Source organism: Pseudomonas shirazensis, assembly GCF_050496565.1.
Lineage (GTDB): Bacteria > Pseudomonadota > Gammaproteobacteria > Pseudomonadales > Pseudomonadaceae > Aquipseudomonas > Aquipseudomonas shirazensis_A.
In genome coordinates, this window is the sequence record NZ_JBNWAE010000001.1 from 1 (window position 1) to 18,257 (window position 18,257).

Here is an 18,257-nt window from a genome sequence, read left to right on the forward strand (position 1 = left end):
GGGCTGCAAAGCAGCCCCATTCACCAAGTCATCGCGGAACAGCTGGCTGACGCGGCTTCTTGACGCCGCCTTTGGCCGCTTCCTTGCGCTCTTTGGCGGCCTGCTGGTTACGCGCAAATGCCTCGGCCTTGGCCTTCTCGCGCTTGTCCCAGGGCTTGCTGCCATCGCTGGCGCGGGGCGGCAGGCCGTTGTGTTGAGTCAGGATCTTCTGCTCTTTGCCAACCTTGTGGCTGCCGCTCGGCGTGGAGTTCTTGCGCCGTGCACTCTGGTAGCCATCGGTCTGCGGCTGATGCAGCGGGATCAACTGGTGCTTGCCCGGGCCGATCAGGTCGGCGCGGCCCATGCGCTCCAGCGCTTCACGCAGCATCGGCCAGCCTTTCGGGTCGTGATAACGCAAGAACGCCTTGTGCAGCCGGCGCTGCTCGTCGCTCTTGACGATCTCGACGCCTTCGCTCTTGTAGGTGACCTTGCGCAGCGGGTTCTTGCCCGAGTGGTACATGGCCGTAGCCGAGGCCATTGGCGATGGGTAGAAAGCCTGCACCTGGTCGGCACGGAAGCCGTTACCCTTGAGCCACAGGGCGAGGTTCATCATGTCCTCGTCGGTGGTGCCTGGATGCGCGGCGATGAAGTACGGGATCAGGTACTGCTCTTTGCCGGCCTCTTTCGAGTACTTCTCGAACATGCGCTTGAAGCGGTCGTAGCTGCCGATGCCCGGCTTCATCATCTTGTCCAGCGGGCCACGCTCGGTGTGCTCCGGGGCAATCTTCAGGTAACCGCCGACGTGGTGGGTGACCAGCTCCTTGACGTACTCAGGCGACTCGACCGCGAGGTCGTAGCGCAGGCCCGAAGCGATCAGGATCTTCTTCACGCCTGGCAAGGCACGGGCCTTGCGGTACAGCTCGATCAGCGAAGTGTGGTCGGTGTTGAGGTTCTCGCAGATGCCCGGGAACACGCACGACGGCTTGCGGCAGTGCTTCTCGATCTCGGTGCTCTTGCAGGCGATGCGGTACATATTGGCGGTCGGCCCGCCAAGGTCGGAGACCACGCCGGTGAAGCCCGGCACCTTGTCGCGCATTTCCTCGATCTCGTTGAGGATCGACTCGTGCGAGCGGTTCTGAATGATGCGGCCTTCATGCTCGGTGATCGAGCAGAAGGTGCAGCCGCCAAAGCAGCCGCGCATGATGTTCACCGAGAAGCGAATCATCTCGTAGGCCGGGATGCGCTCCTTGCCGTAGGCCGGGTGCGGCACACGGGCATAGGGCATGCCGAACACGTAGTCCATTTCTTCGGTGGTCATCGGAATCGGCGGCTGGTTGAACCAGACGTCGACGTCGCCGTGCTTTTGCACCAGCGCACGGGCGTTGCCCGGGTTGGTTTCCAGGTGCAGAACGCGGTTGGCGTGGGCGTACAGCACCGGGTCGTTGCGCACCTTCTCGAATGAGGGCAAGCGGAGCACGGTCTTGTCGCGGGTCATGCCTGGGCTGTCGAGAATCTGCACCACTTTGGCTTCGTTCGGATCTTCGACCTCGCCCTTGGCTTGCTCGATGGCGCAGGCCTGGGTGTCCTGGGTGTTCACGTACGGGTTGATGATCTTGTCGACCTTGCCCGGACGGTCGATGCGCGTCGAGTCGATTTCGAACCAGCCAGCCGGGGTGTCGCGGCGCACGAAGGCGGTGCCGCGCACGTCGGTGATCTGCTCGATGGTTTCGCCATTGGACAGGCGCTGGGCGACTTCAACTACCGCACGTTCGGCGTTGCCGAACAGGAGGATGTCAGCGCAGGCGTCGATCAGGATCGAATGGCGGACCTTGTCCTGCCAGTAATCGTAGTGGGCGATGCGGCGCAGCGAAGCCTCGATGCCGCCGAGTACGATCGGCACATGTTTGTAGGCTTCCTTGCAGCGCTGGCTGTACACCAGACTGGCACGGTCAGGGCGCTTGCCGGCCAGACCACCAGGGGTGTAGGCGTCGTCGGAGCGCATCTTCTTGTCAGCGGTGTAGCGGTTGATCATCGAGTCCATGTTGCCGGCCGCGACGCCGAAGAACAGGTTCGGCTCGCCAAGCTTCATGAAGTCGTCTTTGGACTGCCAGTTCGGCTGGGCGATGATGCCGACGCGGAAGCCCTGGGCTTCGAGCAGGCGGCCGATGATGGCCATGCCAAACGACGGATGGTCGACGTAGGCATCACCGGTCACGATGATGATGTCGCAGGAATCCCAGCCGAGCTGATCCATCTCCTCCCTGCTCATCGGCAGGAAAGGCGCTGGCCCGAAGCATTCGGCCCAGTACTTGGGATAGTCGTAAAGTGGTTTGGCTGCGTGCATGTCAGTGACCGGTTCTTGGTGTGCAGGGAAATCGCGGGCGCGGAATATAGCACAAATTTTGATCAAATCCGACGGTAATGGTCGGATTCATGATGAGGGGCTCGCGCGGCGCAGCAGCACCGCCGGCTGTTACTACTCGTCGTCGTCGAAGTTGTACGCACCCGGGGCGAGGTTCTCGAAGCGGGTGTACTTGCCGATGAACGCCAGGCGGACAAAACCGATCGGGCCGTTCCGCTGCTTGCCGATGATGATCTCGGCGACGCCCTTGTGCTCGGTCTCGGGGTGATAGACCTCATCCCGGTAGACGAACATGATCACGTCGGCGTCCTGCTCGATCGCACCCGATTCACGCAAGTCGGAGTTGACCGGACGTTTGTTCGGGCGCTGTTCCAGCGAGCGGTTCAACTGCGACAGGGCGATGACCGGGCAGTTGAATTCCTTGGCCAGGGCTTTCAACGAGCGGGAAATTTCCGAGATCTCGTTGGTACGGTTGTCACCGCTGGAACCCGGGATCTGCATCAGCTGCAGGTAGTCAACCATGATCATGCCGATCTCGCCGTGTTCACGGGCCAGGCGGCGGGTCCGCGCGCGCATCTCCGAGGGGCTGATGCCGGCGGTATCGTCGATGAACAGCTTGCGGTCGTTGAGCAGGTTTACCGCCGAGGTCAACCGCGGCCAGTCGTCATCATCAAGCTGACCGGAACGCACCTTGGTCTGGTCGATGCGGCCCAGCGACGAGAGCATCCGCATGATCAGCGATTCACCAGGCATCTCGAGGGAGAACACCAGCACCGCCTTGTCGCTGCGCAGCACGGCGTTTTCCACCAGGTTCATGGCGAAGGTGGTTTTACCCATCGACGGTCGGCCGGCAACGATGATCAGGTCGGCCGCCTGCAGGCCGCTGGTCTTGCCGTCCAGGTCGGTGTAGCCGGTGGAGATACCGGTGATGTCGCTGTCGGAGTTGAACAGCGTGTCGATGCGGTCGATGGCCTTGGCCAGCAGGTCGTTGACCCCGACCGGGCCGCCGGTCTTGGGCCGCGCCTCGGCGATCTGGAAGATCTGCCGCTCGGCATCGTCAAGAATCTCGGCGGCGTTGCGCCCTTGCGGGTTGAAGGCGTTGTCGGCGATATCGGTGCTGATGCTGATCAGCTGGCGCAGCGTGGCGCGCTCACGAATGATCGCCGCATAGGCCTTGATGTTGGCAACCGACGGGGTGTTCTTGGCCAGCTCGGCCAGGTACGCCAGGCCGCCGACCTGGCTCGACTGGCCTTCGCGGTCGAGCTGTTCGTGCAGGGTGACCACGTCGAACGGCTGGTTGAGGTCAACCAGCTTGTGGATGGCACGGAAGATCAGGCGGTGGTCATGCCGATAGAAGTCGCCATCCGAAACCTGATCCAGCACCCGCTCCCAGGCTTCGTTGTCCAGCATCAGACCACCGAGCACGGCCTGTTCGGCCTCGATGGAATGCGGCGGCACTTTCAGCGCAGCGGTTTGCAGGTCTAGCTGTTCTGGATGGGTGATCTCGTTCATGGCCACAATAGAATTCTGGGTGATGAGAAAAACAAAGGGCACGGCCTGCAAAGCAGAGCCGCGCCCAATGTTAACCGGCTAGCCCACGAGGAGCCAGCCGAGTGCTACAGCTTAGGCTGCAACGACAACCACGCGAACGGTGGCTTCAACGTCGCTGTGCAGGTGCACGGCTACGTCGTATTCGCCAACGTTACGGATGGTGCCGTTCGGCAGACGAACTTCAGCTTTAGCCACTTCAACGCCGGAGGCGGTCAGGGCATCAGCGATGTCGTGGGTGCCGATCGAACCGAACAGCTTGCCTTCGTCGCCAGCGGTGGCAGTGATAGTCACTTCCAGCTCGGCCAGTTGGGCAGCACGGCTTTCAGCCGAAGATTTCTTGTCGGCTGCAGCTTTTTCAAGCTCGGCGCGACGTTCTTCGAACGCAGCGACGTTGGCGGCATTGGCAACAGTGGCCTTGCCGAACGGCAGCAGGAAGTTACGGCCGTAACCGGCTTTAACTTTAACTTTGTCGCCCAGGTTGCCCAGGTTAGCGACTTTTTCCAGCAGGATCAGTTCCATTTGGTAAAACCTCTTAACTTTTAACCTTCACCGTTCGCGGAATCGTCACCCTGAGGCGACTTGCGACCGCGAAAATCAACCAGGCTATCGACAATGGCCAGGACCACGAGCAGCGGATAAGTCAGCTGCATGAACAGCACCAGCGTCACGTACAACCCGACCAGCCAGAATCTGCCCAGACGTTTCTGTGCCACCAACCCGTGCAGCAGGGCTAGCCCGGCAAACATGAGCGGTACGCTGCAAAGTGGCGTGAGCAGCGCCAGGGCAGAACCGAGGTTCGGACCCAACACCATGCACCCCAGCAATACCAGCGCTGGCACCAGGGGAATTCGCACCGCTTGAAACTCGCGGCCAAAACCTCCCGGGTTGTACAACGAGGCCTGCCAGTAGCGCCCCAACATCAGGGACAACACACTGACAACCTGCAGCAAAGCCGCAATCAGGCCGTTGAGCACCGGTACGACAAGACTCCCAAGGCGTGCCTGCTCCTCTACCGATAACTGCTGGTAGAGACCGTCGAGCATCTGCGGCAGGGCTTTTTCAAGCGCTCGCGCCAGAGCTTCAATCGGTTCACGGAACACCGAACTGAGAATCAGGCCATACAACAGGCCCAGTGCAATGCTGGACAACAGCACCCGGTTCCAGGAATGCCCGGCGCGCAACAGCGCAGCCAACCCCAGCGTACCCAGCAACACCATCAAGGTGCGCGGCTCGCCGAAGACCCACCAGACCAACGCCGGCAAAATGCCCCAGACGATGACCGAGGAAGCGTCCTTGAAACCGCGCCGCAGGAACACCAGGCTCCCAGCGGCGGCACACAACCAGAACAACAGCGGCAATGCCGCACAACCGGCCACTACTACAGCGGCCTGCACGCGACCGCGCATGATGAAATCAGCTAACGCCCGCATGCTTATCCCTTGCTACTTGTCGAAAGCCAGGCCTCAGCGGCCGTGGCTGTCGGTGTAGGCAAGCAGGGCCAGGAAGCGGGCGCGCTTGATAGCGGTAGCCAGCTGACGCTGATAACGAGCTTTGGTACCGGTGATACGGCTTGGAACGATCTTGCCGGTTTCGGATACGTAAGCTTTCAGGGTGTTGAGATCTTTGAAGTCGATCTCTTTCACGTCTTCAGCAGTGAAGCGGCAGAATTTACGACGACGGAAGAAACGTGCCATGTAATAGGCTCCTCAAAAGGTCCGTGGATTACTCGTCAGCGCTATCGCTGGCGTCGCTGTCATTGCTGTCGTCGCCATCGGCGCCATCAGCTTCAGGACGTTCACGACGCTCACGGCGCTCGCTGCGGTTCTCTTCGGCCTTGAGCATCTCGGACGGGCCAGTAACGGCTTCGTCGCGACGGATGACCAGGTTACGGATCACGGCATCGTTGTAACGGAAGTTGTCTTCCAGCTCGGCCAGGGCCTTGCCAGTGCACTCAACGTTCAGCATCACGTAGTGAGCCTTGTGAACATTGTTGATTGCGTAGGCCAGTTGACGACGGCCCCAATCTTCCAGACGGTGGATTTTGCCACCATCTTCTTCGATCAGCTTGGTGTAACGCTCAACCATGCCGCCGACTTGCTCGCTCTGATCCGGGTGGACCAGAAAGATGATTTCGTAATGACGCATGAATGCTCCTTACGGGTTAGAAGCCTGCCAGGGAATCTGGTCAGACAAGGAGTGAATGACACTGTATGACTTGCCTTGTGCAGAAGGCACATGCGCGCCTGCCTGCTGGGCAAGGGGCGCAATTGTAGAGAAGGCGGGACGCACAAGCAAGGTGATTGGCGATTATTTGAACAGCGGCAGGGATCTGCCCGAATCGCCAGGGTGCAGGCTGATCCCGGCGAGCAAATAGCTACGCCGGGATTACTGCAGACGACTGGATCAGCGCTTCAGTTGGCGCTGACGTACGGCTTCGAACAGGCACACACCGGTAGCCACCGACACGTTCAGGCTGCTGACGCTGCCCGCCATCGGCAGCTTCACCAGGAAGTCGCAATGGTCACGGGTCAGGCGACGCATGCCCTTGCCTTCAGCGCCCATGACCACCACCAGCGGACCGGTCAGGTCTTGCTGGTAGATCTCCTTGTCGGCTTCGCCGGCAGTACCGACCACCCACAGGCCGCGCTGCTGGAGTTTCTCCAGGGTGCGCGCCAGGTTGGTCACAGCGACCAGCGGGATGACTTCGGCAGCGCCGCAAGCAACCTTGCGCACAGCCGGGGTCAGGGTCGCCGACTTGTCCTTCGGTACCACAACTGCGGTAGCACCGGCAGCATCAGCGGTGCGCAGGCACGCGCCGAGGTTGTGCGGATCGGTAACGCCATCGAGCACAAGGATCAGCGGCGGGGTTTCGGTGCGCTCGAGCAACTCCTCGAGCATCAATTCGCCCCACACCTGCGCTGGGCTGACTTCAGCCACCACGCCCTGGTGCACGCCTTCAACCCAGGCGTCCATCTCGCGACGCTCGGCCTGGCCGACCGCTACGCGGTTTTCTGCAGCCAGGGCCAGCAGGGTTTGCAGACGCGGCTCACTGCGCCCTTCCGACAACCAGATCTGCTTGACCCGCTTGGGGTGGTGCTGCAGCAGCGCCTGCACGGCGTGCACGCCGTAGATTTTTTCCAACTGACTCATGACTTGTTCTTGCTCTTGCGTGGCGCGCCGGACTTGGACGGCCCTTTACGGTGTTTGCTTGGCTTGTCGCTGGCAGGCTTGCTCGAACTCTTGCCGGACTTGCTTGCCGTCGGCGCATTGCGGGCTTCGCCCATCAGCGCCTTTTTCACTTCACGGCTCTTGCGTACTTCGGCGTTGCGCTGCACGGCATCGCTCGGGAAGTAGGCATCCGAACTTTCGTTCTTGCGCCGACGCGGTGCTGGCTCGGCCTTGGCTTCTGGCTTGGCTTGCGACGTAGCCTCGCGCTTGCTGTCCTGCTTCACGTCACGCTTGCCAGTGCCAGCACCTTTGCCTGCCGACGCGGATTTGCCCGCCGGAGCTGTGTCGGCAGCGCCGCGCTGCTTGCGGCCAACCGGCGCATTGACGGTGGCTTCGGACATTTCGAAGTCGATCTTGCGCTCGTCGAGGTCGACCCGCATGACCTTGACTTCAACCGTGTCGCCGAGGCGGAAGCTGCGACCGGTGCGCTCGCCCGACAGGCGATGATGCACGGCGTCGTAGTGGTAGTAGTCGCCCGGCAGTGCACTGACGTGGACCAGGCCTTCGACGTAGATATCGGTCAGTTCGATGAACAGACCAAAACCGGTCACAGCGGTGATCACGCCCGGGAAGATTTCGCCCACGCGGTCTTTCATGTACTCGCACTTGAGCCAGTTGACCACGTCACGGGTGGCCTCGTCGGCGCGCCGCTCGGTCATCGAGCACTGCTCGCCCATCTGCTCCAGGGTGGCAACGTCGTACGGGTAGATGCGCGCTTTGGGGATGGCCACGGCGCCGGCACGTTTGACGTGCGGGGTGTCGATCTTGGAGCGGATCACGCTGCGAATGGCACGGTGCACCAGCAGGTCCGGGTAACGCCGGATCGGCGAAGTGAAGTGGGTGTACGCTTCGTAGTTCAGACCGAAGTGGCCGTTGTTGTCGGTGCTGTACACCGCCTGGCTCAGCGAGCGCAGCATCACTGTCTGGATCAGGTGGAAGTCCGGACGCCCGGAGATGCTCGCCAGCAGGGCCTGGTAGTCCTTCGGCGAAGGCTCCTTGCCCTTGTGCAGAGACAAGCCCAGCTCGCCAAGGAAGGCGCGCAGTTTTTCCAGACGCTCCGGTGGCGGGCCGTCGTGCACACGGTACAGCGATGGCACTTCGTGCTTCTGCATGAATGCAGCGGTGGCGACGTTGGCCGCGAGCATGCATTCTTCGATCAGCTTGTGCGCTTCGTTGCGCACGGTCGGGCGAATTTCTTCGATCTTGCGGTTATCACCGAAGATGATCCGGGTTTCCTGGGTCTCGAAGTCGATCGCGCCACGGGTGTGACGCGCTGCCAGCAGAACCTTGTACAGGGCGTGCAGGTTCTTCAGGTGCGGCACGACTTCGCTGTACTCATCGCGCAGGGCCTTGCCTTCACGGGTACGCGAGTGCTCGAGCATGCTGCTGACCTTGTTGTAGGTCAGGCGTGCATGGGAGTGGATCACCGCCTCGCAGAACTGGTAATCGACCATCTGTCCGGACTTGTTGATGGTCATTTCACAGACCATGGCCAGGCGATCAACGTGCGGGTTCAGCGAGCACAGGCCGTTGGACAGCTCCTCGGGCAGCATCGGGATCACCCGCTCAGGGAAATACACCGAGTTGCCGCGCTGCTGCGCTTCGATATCCAGGGCCGAACCCAGGCGTACGTAGCTGGACACGTCGGCAATCGCCACGTACAGGCGCCAGCCGCCGGAGAACAGCCGCAGCTTGCCTTGCGGCTCGCAATAGACGGCATCGTCGAAGTCGCGGGCGTCTTCGCCGTCGATGGTGACGAACGGCAGGTGACGCAGGTCGATGCGCCGTTCCTTGTCCTTCTCTTCGACTTCGGAGCGGAACTTGCGCGCTTCCTTGACCACTTCCTGCGGCCACACGTGCGGGATGTCGTAGCTGCGCAGGGCAACGTCGATTTCCATGCCCGGCGCCATGTAGTTGCCGATCACCTCGACCACATCACCCTGCGGCTGGAACCGCGGCGTTGGCCAGTGGGTGATCTTGATTTCGACGAACTGGCCGATCTTGGCGCCACCGTTGCGACCGGCTGTGACCAGCACTTCCTGCTGGATCTTCGGGTTGTCCGGGGTTACGTAGCCGATGCCGCCTTCTTCGAAGTAACGGCCAACCACGCTCTCATGGGCGCGGGAGATGATCTCGACCAGCACACCTTCGCGGCGGCCACGACGGTCGGTACCGGAAACCCGCGCCAGCGCACGGTCACCGTCGAACGCCAGGCGCATCTGCGACGGGCTGAGGAACAGGTCGGCGCTGCCATCATCCGGGATGAGGAAGCCGAAACCGTCACGGTGGCCAGACACGCGGCCGCAGATCAGGTCCAGTTTGTCTACCGGGGCATAGGTGCCACGCCGGGTATAGATCAGCTGACCGTCACGCTCCATGGCGCGCAGGCGGCGGCGCAGGGCTTCGATCTGGTCTTCTTCGAGCAGGCCGAACTCTGCGGCCAGCTCCTCGCGCGCGGCTGGCTCGCCACGATCGGCAAGGCGCTGCAGGATCAGCTCACGGCTGGGAATAGGGTTGTCGTATTTATCCGCTTCGCGAGCGGCCTCTGGATCGAGGGATTGCCAATCGGCCATCAGGAGGGGTTCACCTTGGTATATATAGAGTAGAAGTTTGGCATAGGCCTATTGAAACCGGAAATGTCGTCGTTGGACAGCCCCCGTCTGACAGTCTTGTTGGCGAGGGAAGCTCAACAGAATCAACGTGTTGAGTTTTTTACTTTTTTTTTGATACGAGGGCTTTACAGCCCCCAATGGCGTCCGTATAGTGCGCACCACAACGACGGACACCGCCGTTGTAGTTGAGATAAGCGATGTTGTAAAGCATCCTCTAATCTTGACAGTGTGCCCAGGTGGCGGAATTGGTAGACGCGCTGGTTTCAGGTATCAGTGACCGCAAGGTCGTGGAAGTTCGAGTCTTCTCCTGGGCACCAAATATTTCGAAGCATAGATAGCAGGTCTGTCTGTGATTCAGCAAGAGATTCATCGCAGTACGCTGTAGATGTAAAGCTTTGCCCAGGTGGCGGAATTGGTAGACGCGCTGGTTTCAGGTATCAGTGACCGCAAGGTCGTGGAAGTTCGAGTCTTCTCCTGGGCACCAAATTAAAAACCCACTAGCTTGCTAGTGGGTTTTTTCTTGCCCGCGATTTGTCATGCCCCGCCTTTACTGGCCGGAGCAACCCTCCCCGCTCAAAAACTCTTCTCGAATTTCAGCGCCACTTCGCTCTGGCGATACGCGTAGGCCCAGTCGATGCTGCTGTGCGTCACCGTGCGTTTGGCATACAGGCTCGGCACTATGCCGGCGAACGCCAGCCGCGGCACGCTGAGGCTGGCGATGTAGATCTGCTGGCGATCCTTGCGCAAGCCGCCGAGAAACGCATCCGGCTGGTCATAACGGGTCTTGCGATAGAGCCGACGACACTCAGATTCACTCCGGCATCAAAGCTGTGATAGGCGCCGAGGCTGGCCAGGTACTCACGGTTGCTGGCGCTGGCGGCATCCTGGCTGCGCCGGGTATAGGTCACGCCGGTAAATACCAGGGTCCGCGGGTCGAGCATGTACGACAGCGAAGTACCGACCTGCCGCTCGTCGTAATCGTCGAAATAATCGCGCTGTTCACCCTGAAAGCGAAAATGCTTGTTCTGCAGTTGCAGGCTGAGCTGCAGGCGGGTGCTAAGGTTGTGCTTCCACTCGCCGCGTACGCCGCTGGCCTGGTACTTGGTGTGGTGGTCGCTGTAGTAGTTTTCGAACAAGGGCGTCAGCGATACATCATTGAGCGCGCTCTGGAAGTTGTAGCCGGCGTAGAGCACGGTGGTGTTGTCGTCGTACCAGGTCTGGTTCTGTTGCGTTTCGCTGTGTTTGTCATAACTGTTGCCATAGCTCAGCCCGCGCACCAGCAGGTGGTGATTACCGGCCAACTGAAAGCGCCGCTCGGCAGCCACGTCATAGACCGTGCTGGCTGACCTGATCGGCTTGGGCATCTGCCGCGAGTAATCAAAGCACTCGAAGAAGATCGTGCACACCTGGGTGGTGGTGAGCATGCCATTGCCCTGGTTGATATTGCTGTTGTAGCCAAACCCCAGCGATGCCGAGCCGTGCCACTCGCGCCGGCTGTCGATGGCGCTGCGGTACTGGCCGAGCACTTCGAGCACCGCCTCGGGCACTTCAGTACTGGCAACCTCGGCGAACAACGTTTCCGCTTCAGCGGTCTGGTTGTCTTCGAAAAGTGTGCGCGCCAGCTCCAGCCGAGCACGGACGAAGCCGGGCTGCAGTTGATCGGCGCGGCGCAGGTGAGCGATCGCCTGTTTGTACCTGCGCGCCTGCCGATCGATCAGGCCTTCGGCCATTTCCACCAATGCCTGTTCGTGCCCGGCCAGTTGCCGGTAGCGCTCGACAAACTGGCGCACCTTGCTCCACTGCTGCAGGTTGATCGACACGTAGATAGCCGGGCCGAGGTCTGCGAGGCTGTTCTGCACGTTGTACGTCTGCCCCTCGATAGTGATCAGCGATGCGTCGTTCTCGGCCGGGTCGGGTGCGCCCATATTGGCCCGTTCACGCGCCTCGGCGCGGCGGTCGATCTTGTTCAGGAGCAGACGGGTGTCGTCATCGTCGGCCAGCAGCATGGTGGAGAACAGGGTCGAGAGACACAGCAGGGCGACGTGCACCCGCATGGACGGCAGCATGGTGATCGATCCAGGGACAAGGACAAAAAAGTGGGAGGCAGGCGCCGCAGCGCCCCCTCCGTTACACAGGGGTATTACTGCTTGGCGCCGCCAAAGGCGACTTTGGTGGTGCCGCTGGTGTAGATACCCGCCAAGGCCTCGGCGTTGTTGCCGTAGAACTGGCCTTTGATCTGGCTGCCTTTGGCGAACGAGCCGTTCGAAGCGATGCTGGTACCCGCGAAGCTGATGGAACCGACACTACCCGCCAGGGTGCCGGAGCCGCCGCCATAGTTGGCGGTCAGCACACCACTGGTCACGCCGGCGGCCGTACCTGGGTTGTACTGGTTGATGCCTACGACGTTGTACTTGGCATTGACCAAGGCGGGCATGCTGGTAGTTGGATTTTCGCCAACGAACCAAACAGTACGGTTGGCGTGCGACAGGTTCAGGTCAGTGCTGTTGGTCGGCTGAGTACCGCTCTTGGCGGGCGCCCACTCGCCGAAGTACACCTCGGCACCCGATACCTTGGCGATGACTTCACCGCCGAATTGCGGGAAGCCGGGGGACGGCGCTGCGATCTGGCGATAGGCATAAACCTCGGTATTGTAAGCAACCTTGTTTTTCCAGGTCTGCGAGGTAATTGCGCCTGTACCGGGGTTGCTGATGAGCGCCGAGGTGGTGCCATAGCCGCCGAGAAGCGCATTGGTTTGAGCAATAGGCCCTGCCTTGAAGCTGACAACAGCTGAGGCATTCGCAGTAGCACCGGCTACCGTTGGCATGGCGATACCCGCTGTGCCTACAGCCATCATGTTCGAAGGCAGTGCTCGCACATAATCGGAGGAGGAACCACCGCTGACCGTTGCGGCAAACGCACCGGAGGTCATCAACGACAACGCTGTCATTACAAATAGTTTTTTCACAACACTCTCCTTGTCATAGTTTAAGAACAACGCTGTTTTGTACGAAAAACAGCAAAAAAACTAGAAGCGCGCAGTCAGCCCCATCTTGAGCGTGCGCCCGGGCGCTGGCATGACCGTGCGTGCCAACGGGTCAAGATAATATCGATTGGTTATATTGTTTACGCCGAAGTCGACATCGATATTTTTATTGATGTGCAGCGTCGCGTACGTATCGAATACCCAAATAGGGTGCCACTCGTAAGGCTGATTGATGCCTTTGACCATATCAAGATTCTGCTTGATCCACTTAGCCTCCTCCTTGTTCTTCGCGCTGCTGTGATAGACCATGCGCGCACCGATCTCCAGGCGCTCATCGAACAGGCGCATGCCGCTGTCCAGGTTCAAAGAATAGTGAGGCTGCAAGCTGGTCCTGGAGAACGTGGTCGGGAAGCCACCGGTTACGCACTCCTTGACCCGCCCATAATAGGGATCAACGGTGCTGGCCATGTCTTTGTCGCACAGGCGCTGATCCAGTCGATAGCTGGCACCAAAACTGCTGAAATACTTACCGGTATCAAAGCGTGTTTGCAACTCGATGCCTGACAGCAGCTTTTTTTCGTACTGGACAATATTGTAAGAGAAGTCCCTGTCGATATAATCCTTGATCTCACTCTTGTAATAATTGATGCGAAGGTCCGCATTCCTCCATTCAGGTACAAAACCTAGCAAGTCTTGGACATAACCGACTTCCCAGTTATACGCATGCTCTGGACTCGGCTGATTGGATGTGATGCTTGAACGACTACCCGAGAACGCTTGAGTGTCCTCGTAGATCGTGGGAAAACGAATGAACTCGACATACCGTGCGTACACCCTGGCACTGTCACTCAGCTTGAGGGTCACCCCTGCCATCGGCGCCCAGGCACTGTCTTTGCGCTTCTTCGGCTTTGCCCAACGCTCATCCTCAGGTATCTGCTGGTACACACCGCCGCCTGAGCCTGCTGTCAAATAACGTGCAACCGTGCGGCCACTGCCTTGAGCATTGACCACCTGTTCACTAAAGTTAATGGTGCCGTTGGTGAATGGATTTGCACTGCTGTCCAACCGCGTGCCCTTGAGCGGAATCCGTACGTTATCTGCGGGGGCATAATAGATGCCGTCTATCGACGCATTCGCGAGCTCTGCAGCAACGTTCTCTTCGATTTCCGCAGGGGTCTCGAGCCCCCAGCTTTCCACCATGGTTCTTACTGTTTTTTCATAATTGCTGGCTTCTTCGTCGCTCAGTAGCCTTCGGTAGCCGAAATCTCTAGCCGTTTCATAGCTGTTAACTTCCCAGCCCGGCTCTTTACCCTTGCGATTCTCATCCAGCGTGGTATCGAACGAGTTGTAATCGCTGTAACGCGCCCCCGCCGTAAACGTCAACCACGGCGTTGCAGCCCACTCATTATTGAAACTAAAGTTATACTGCTCGCGCCTGCCGCCTCGCGGCCCCAGATAGTTGATGGCGTAGGCAACCACACCACCACTCTCCTGATCGAGATTGTTGCCCTGCTCCAGTTTTTCTTTGCTGAAGTCCCCGGACAGCGTCAGCATCCAACTGTCTGTTAATTGGATTTTATTACCCAGCGTCACCCCCCAGCGGTCATGCTGAGACACTTGCAGTGCCCGCGAGAACAAGTTGAAGCGCCCGTCGGTGTTGGCCAACTTGTCCGGCATGGCGCTATCGCCATTGCAACCGAACAGGCTGTAGCGGCATTGCACATAGTTGTCCCAGGCGGCATCGCCCCTACCGCCAATACCATTAATGGCATATATCTGCTCGCCATTCTGGTAGCGCTTGGAGTCACTCTTGGTCAGCCAGAAGCCCGCCTGGAGGTCGACCCAGCGGTTATCTTCAGGGTTCCAGCTGTAGTTGATTGAAAACGTGTCCTGCTTGACTTCACTGTAAGGCAGCTGAAAACCAAAGTTGCTGCCACTGGGGACCTGCTTGATGACCTCGTTGATCATGTAAGGGATGCTTTCGCCAAACTCGAGATCGCTGTGCATGTAAGAGAGTTTGATGCGCTGCTCATCAGGCAAATACAGCGTGCCCTTGAGCAGCGTGGTGCGCATCTCGTTGGACGTGCCCGCTACCTCGCCACCCGGGTTGTAGAAGCTGGCCAGGTAGTTGGCCGAGGTGTCGCCCACCACCGGCGTATTCTCCGCGGTAGCGCCCTCATACCCGCTTTCGGACTCGTAACGCTTGCTGCCCTTCTTGCCGCTGAAGTAGTTACCCTTTTTGCGATAGCTGTAAGCGCCAAGCAGATCGAAATTGTCCTGGCGGGTCGCGGCGGCAATGCGGTAGGCATTGTCCTCGAAGTCGAAGTCATCCGACCGGGAGTCGGTATGCGGGGTGTAACGGATGCCGCCGCCATTGGCGAAATAAACGGATGTGCCGCCGGTATACGCGCCTTCGATATCGCGGTAATCGCGGCCGAAGCTGCGCATACCGTCTTCATTGGGCGCTACCGAATTGCTGGCGGTTTCGCTCTTGAGCTCGAGTCCGTAGGTCTCGCCTGGCCGGACGATATCCTCGGCGTCCAGCGTGCGGATCTCCACCGAGCCACCGATGCCACTCTTGACCCCAGCGGTCAGCGATGGCCCTTTCTCCACCGAGATGCCGCCAATCATGTTCGGATCGACGTAGTTACGGTTGGAGACCCCTGCCGAGCCCAGCCACACCGAGGTCGATTGCTCGGTACCATCCACGGTGACCGGGATCCGCCCTTCGCCCTGGATGCCGCGAATGTTCGGATCAAGCGCGCCGCTGTTGCGTGACTCTCCGCTGTAGACGCCATTCAAGCCCTTGAACAGGTCACCCACACTGGTGCCCTTGTAGCGCTCGATGTCTTGCTTGCCGACATAGACGTTGGAGACGTCCTTGCGGTAGACGTCGTTCTTGCGCTTCTCGGCCTCGTCTTCCCACTCCCCTTTGACCTCCAGCGCCTCAAGCACCTGCAGGCCCTGCTGCGAAGTACCTGACCTGCTCAGCTCATCCTCGAAACCTGCCGGCAGTTCGATCTCGATGGCGCCCATATTCGGCGCGGGCGCCTGAGTTCCTGGGGCGTTTTCCTCGCCCAGCGCTGCGGTGCTGGACAGTGTCAGCAGGATCGACCACGCCAATGGCTTGAGGCGCGTTGGCGATGGTGGTGGCGTGAGCAAAGACATGGCGAGACCTGTGTTTATCGTGACATGGCAGTTTCATGGCCGCTGGATGGCGGCGCAGTGATACTAACGATAAACGCAAATGAATCTCGTTTAGATTGATATGCGAGAACAACAAAAACCTATGCGCAGATTCCTTGCTGCAGTGCCTAGCGTTTCTTGCCAAAAATCGACTTCGGCGCCCGGCCGAAGTAGCGGGTAAAGGCCACGGTAAAGTTGTTCGGGTATTTGTAGCCCACCTGCCATGCGGCCTGCGCCACTTGCTGGCCAGACTCGAGCAGGGTCATCGCCTTGCGCATGCGCATGTCGAGGAGCATGCGCGCCGGAGTCGAGTCGAACAGGTGGCGAAAGCCCTCCTTGAGCTTGTGCTCGTTCATCCCCACTGCCGTGGCCAGGTACTCGACCGTCAGTGGCTGATGCAACTGCTCGCAGAGCAGGTTGCGCGCGCGCTCGATGCGCTCGACGTCGCTGCTGCTCAGCGCCGAGCTGATGCTGTCCTGCGGCGCCAGCAGATTGAACTGCTCGGCCAACAGGCTCAGCGTATGGATGTGCAAATCAAGGCGGTTGGCCGGGTTGAGCAGGCCGGGTTGCAGGTAGCGCACCAACGCCGCGGCATGCGCCTGTGCGGCTTGCGAGCTTGGGCGAAAGTCGAGCCGGTGCAGATGCCCGGTACCCAACACCTGCGCCGCCCGCTCCTCGCCGACGTACTTGCACAGGGTCTGCTCATCGATCACCAGGCGCAGCTGCGAGGCGGTTTGATTGGCCTGATAGCGGCGCTCGCCGGGGGTCGCCTTGAATGCCGTGATGGTGGTGTGGCCAGCCTCGAAGGCGAGGTGGTTGCCATCCTTGCCGGTGAACCCCGACTTACCCTGCAGGCCAATGGTCACCACCATCACATGGCCATCATGCGGGCCGCAGGTCTCTTCGATCAGTGGGCGCAGCGGGTGGTAGTGCAAGCGCCCCAGCGACAGGCCCTGCTCCAGCTGGAACAGCTCGGAGTGGCACTGGCCCAGGTCCTCGCTCAGCTGCATGCGCAGGCGCCCATCAGCCAACACGCTGCGCTCGCGCGCTTGATCCAGACCGAGACGGCAACTCCCTTTCAATGTGCTCATGCTGACTTCCCTGAAGGTCCGCGAGCGCGCGTCGCATAGGAACGGCTCCGACTCGCATACTTATACTGAATGATTCTCATTTAATATATATCACCTTTATCAGTGATTCGGCCATGCCTTGTTTCGTTTCATACAGGCGGCCAATACAGGGAGTTACCGTGCCTAAACCTGCGAAGCCATACTGCCGCGTGCACCCGAGCAATACAGCGGGTGAACGATGAATTGCGACTACCAGGACCTGCGTAGCAGTCACCCCCTCCAGGCCTGCTGGGACCTGCAACTGGGCGGCCTAGGCGCCGATGCCCTGCGGGTAGCCCTTGAGTACGGCGTGTTCGATCAGTTGCGCCAGTTCACCAGTGCCCGGCACACGGCCGAGGCGCTGGCACTGGACCAGCAAGCCACCAGTTATCTGCTGGAGCTGCTGTGGTGCCAGGGCTTGCTCGAGCGCAATGAGCAGCAGCCTGCGCTGTATCGCAACCTGCCCACTGCCGAACGCCACCTGCGGGCCGAGGCCAGTGACTATTGCGGCGATGCCCTGCTGTTCCGCCATCAGGTCTTGCGCCAGACCGGCAGCCAGCTCGGCGACTACCTGCGCAGCGGCATGCCGACGCCGTCCGCCAGCCCGCAGGCGATCGCTCAGAGCTGGGCCAATGCCGCCCGCCTGCAGATCGCTCAGGAGCAACGCGCAGTCACCGCTGAGGTGGCCTGCGCGCTGATCGAGCGCCTGCCCGAATGCGCCCGAATGGAGCGTGTGCTCGACCTCGGCGGGGGACCGGGGCTGGTTGTCATCGCCCTTGCCGAGCGCTTGCCGAACCTGACCGGGGTGGTCTTCGAGTACCCCGAGGCAGCCGCCGTGGCGGACGACAACATCCAGCGCGCCGGCCTCGGCGAGCGCCTGCAGGCGCTTGGCGGCGACCTTAACCACGATGACATCGGCAGCGGCTTCGACCTGATCTGGTGCTCGTCGGTGCTGCACTTTGTCCACGACCTGCCGGCCATGTTGCGCCGCCTGCACGCGGCCCTGCGCCCCGGCGGAGTACTGCTGTGCTGCCAGGCCGAGGTGCCCAGCGCACGCGCTGCGGCGGCGCAGGTGCTGCCGTACTACCTGCACATGCGCCTGCAAGGGCGTCACGTACTGGCCGAGGGTGAGCTGGCGCAGCTGCTTCAGGGCGCAGGTTTCAGCGCGGTACAGCAACTCAACAGGCTGCGTTTTCCGGTTACCCCGGTGAACGCCGTCATCGCACGCAGCGCTCAGGAATAATGTG

Annotated in this window: 12 protein-coding genes, 2 tRNA genes and 1 pseudogene; 3 read left to right on the plus strand and 12 right to left on the minus strand. The window is 60.4% G+C overall.

The annotated features are described in order from the left end of the window. Positions 1–28: 28 nt before the first annotated feature. The 8 genes from ACQZ2L_RS00005 to rnr form a co-directional block, all read right to left on the minus strand. Positions 29–2,323: a YgiQ family radical SAM protein gene (locus ACQZ2L_RS00005; protein ID WP_181089620.1), complete on the minus strand. Its 2,295-nt coding sequence runs from the start codon at positions 2,321–2,323 to the stop codon at positions 29–31. Positions 2,324–2,455: 132 nt separating this feature from the next. Continuing rightward, positions 2,456–3,853, minus strand: coding sequence for a replicative DNA helicase (gene dnaB / locus ACQZ2L_RS00010; RefSeq protein ID WP_101315971.1), 1,398 nt, complete (start codon positions 3,851–3,853; stop codon positions 2,456–2,458). A 111-nt stretch (positions 3,854–3,964) separates the two neighbouring features. Beyond that, positions 3,965–4,411, minus strand: a complete 447-nt coding sequence (gene rplI / locus ACQZ2L_RS00015; protein ID WP_101315969.1) for a 50S ribosomal protein L9 — start codon at positions 4,409–4,411, stop codon at positions 3,965–3,967. A 20-nt stretch (positions 4,412–4,431) separates the two neighbouring features. After that, complete coding sequence (locus tag ACQZ2L_RS00020; protein ID WP_430324224.1) at positions 4,432–5,322, minus strand: hypothetical protein; 891 nt, start codon at positions 5,320–5,322, stop codon at positions 4,432–4,434. Between the two features lie 33 nt (positions 5,323–5,355). Next, complete coding sequence (rpsR, locus tag ACQZ2L_RS00025; RefSeq protein WP_101315965.1) at positions 5,356–5,586, minus strand: 30S ribosomal protein S18; 231 nt, start codon at positions 5,584–5,586, stop codon at positions 5,356–5,358. Positions 5,587–5,614: 28 nt separating this feature from the next. Beyond that, positions 5,615–6,037: a 30S ribosomal protein S6 gene (gene rpsF, locus ACQZ2L_RS00030; protein ID WP_101315962.1), complete on the minus strand. Its 423-nt coding sequence runs from the start codon at positions 6,035–6,037 to the stop codon at positions 5,615–5,617. Between the two features lie 258 nt (positions 6,038–6,295). Beyond that, positions 6,296–7,042: a 23S rRNA (guanosine(2251)-2'-O)-methyltransferase RlmB gene (gene rlmB, locus ACQZ2L_RS00035; RefSeq protein ID WP_101315960.1), complete on the minus strand. Its 747-nt coding sequence runs from the start codon at positions 7,040–7,042 to the stop codon at positions 6,296–6,298. Beyond that, entirely contained in the window at positions 7,039–9,693 is a 2,655-nt protein-coding gene (gene rnr, locus ACQZ2L_RS00040) for a ribonuclease R (protein WP_430324225.1), read from the minus strand. Before rnr ends, rlmB begins: the two co-directional genes overlap by 4 nt. A gap of 269 nt (positions 9,694–9,962) precedes the next feature. On the opposite strand from rnr, the gene ACQZ2L_RS00045 reads away from it, so the two are divergent. Next, positions 9,963–10,049, plus strand: a tRNA-Leu gene (locus ACQZ2L_RS00045). An 80-nt stretch (positions 10,050–10,129) separates the two neighbouring features. Continuing rightward, positions 10,130–10,216 (plus strand) — tRNA-Leu (locus tag ACQZ2L_RS00050). An 89-nt stretch (positions 10,217–10,305) separates the two neighbouring features. Here ACQZ2L_RS00050 and ACQZ2L_RS00055 read toward each other — a convergent pair. From ACQZ2L_RS00055 to ACQZ2L_RS00070, 4 genes and pseudogenes are all read right to left on the minus strand, one after another. After that, a pseudogene (locus ACQZ2L_RS00055) lies at positions 10,306–11,798 on the minus strand (surface lipoprotein assembly modifier). Between the two features lie 74 nt (positions 11,799–11,872). Further along, positions 11,873–12,697 carry a Slam-dependent surface lipoprotein gene (locus ACQZ2L_RS00060; protein WP_430324226.1) on the minus strand — a complete coding sequence of 275 codons (825 nt, stop codon included), beginning with the start codon at positions 12,695–12,697 and terminating at the stop codon, positions 11,873–11,875. A gap of 60 nt (positions 12,698–12,757) precedes the next feature. Beyond that, positions 12,758–15,883: a TonB-dependent receptor domain-containing protein gene (locus ACQZ2L_RS00065; RefSeq protein WP_430324227.1), complete on the minus strand. Its 3,126-nt coding sequence runs from the start codon at positions 15,881–15,883 to the stop codon at positions 12,758–12,760. Positions 15,884–16,029: 146 nt separating this feature from the next. After that, on the minus strand, positions 16,030–16,992 hold the full coding sequence (locus ACQZ2L_RS00070) for a helix-turn-helix domain-containing protein (protein WP_430324228.1): 963 nt from the start codon (positions 16,990–16,992) through the stop codon (positions 16,030–16,032). 217 nt (positions 16,993–17,209) lie between these two features. Between ACQZ2L_RS00070 and ACQZ2L_RS00075 the strand changes: the two genes are divergently transcribed. Continuing rightward, entirely contained in the window at positions 17,210–18,253 is a 1,044-nt protein-coding gene (locus ACQZ2L_RS00075; RefSeq protein WP_430324229.1) for a methyltransferase domain-containing protein, read from the plus strand. The last annotated feature ends 4 nt before the right edge of the window (positions 18,254–18,257 follow it).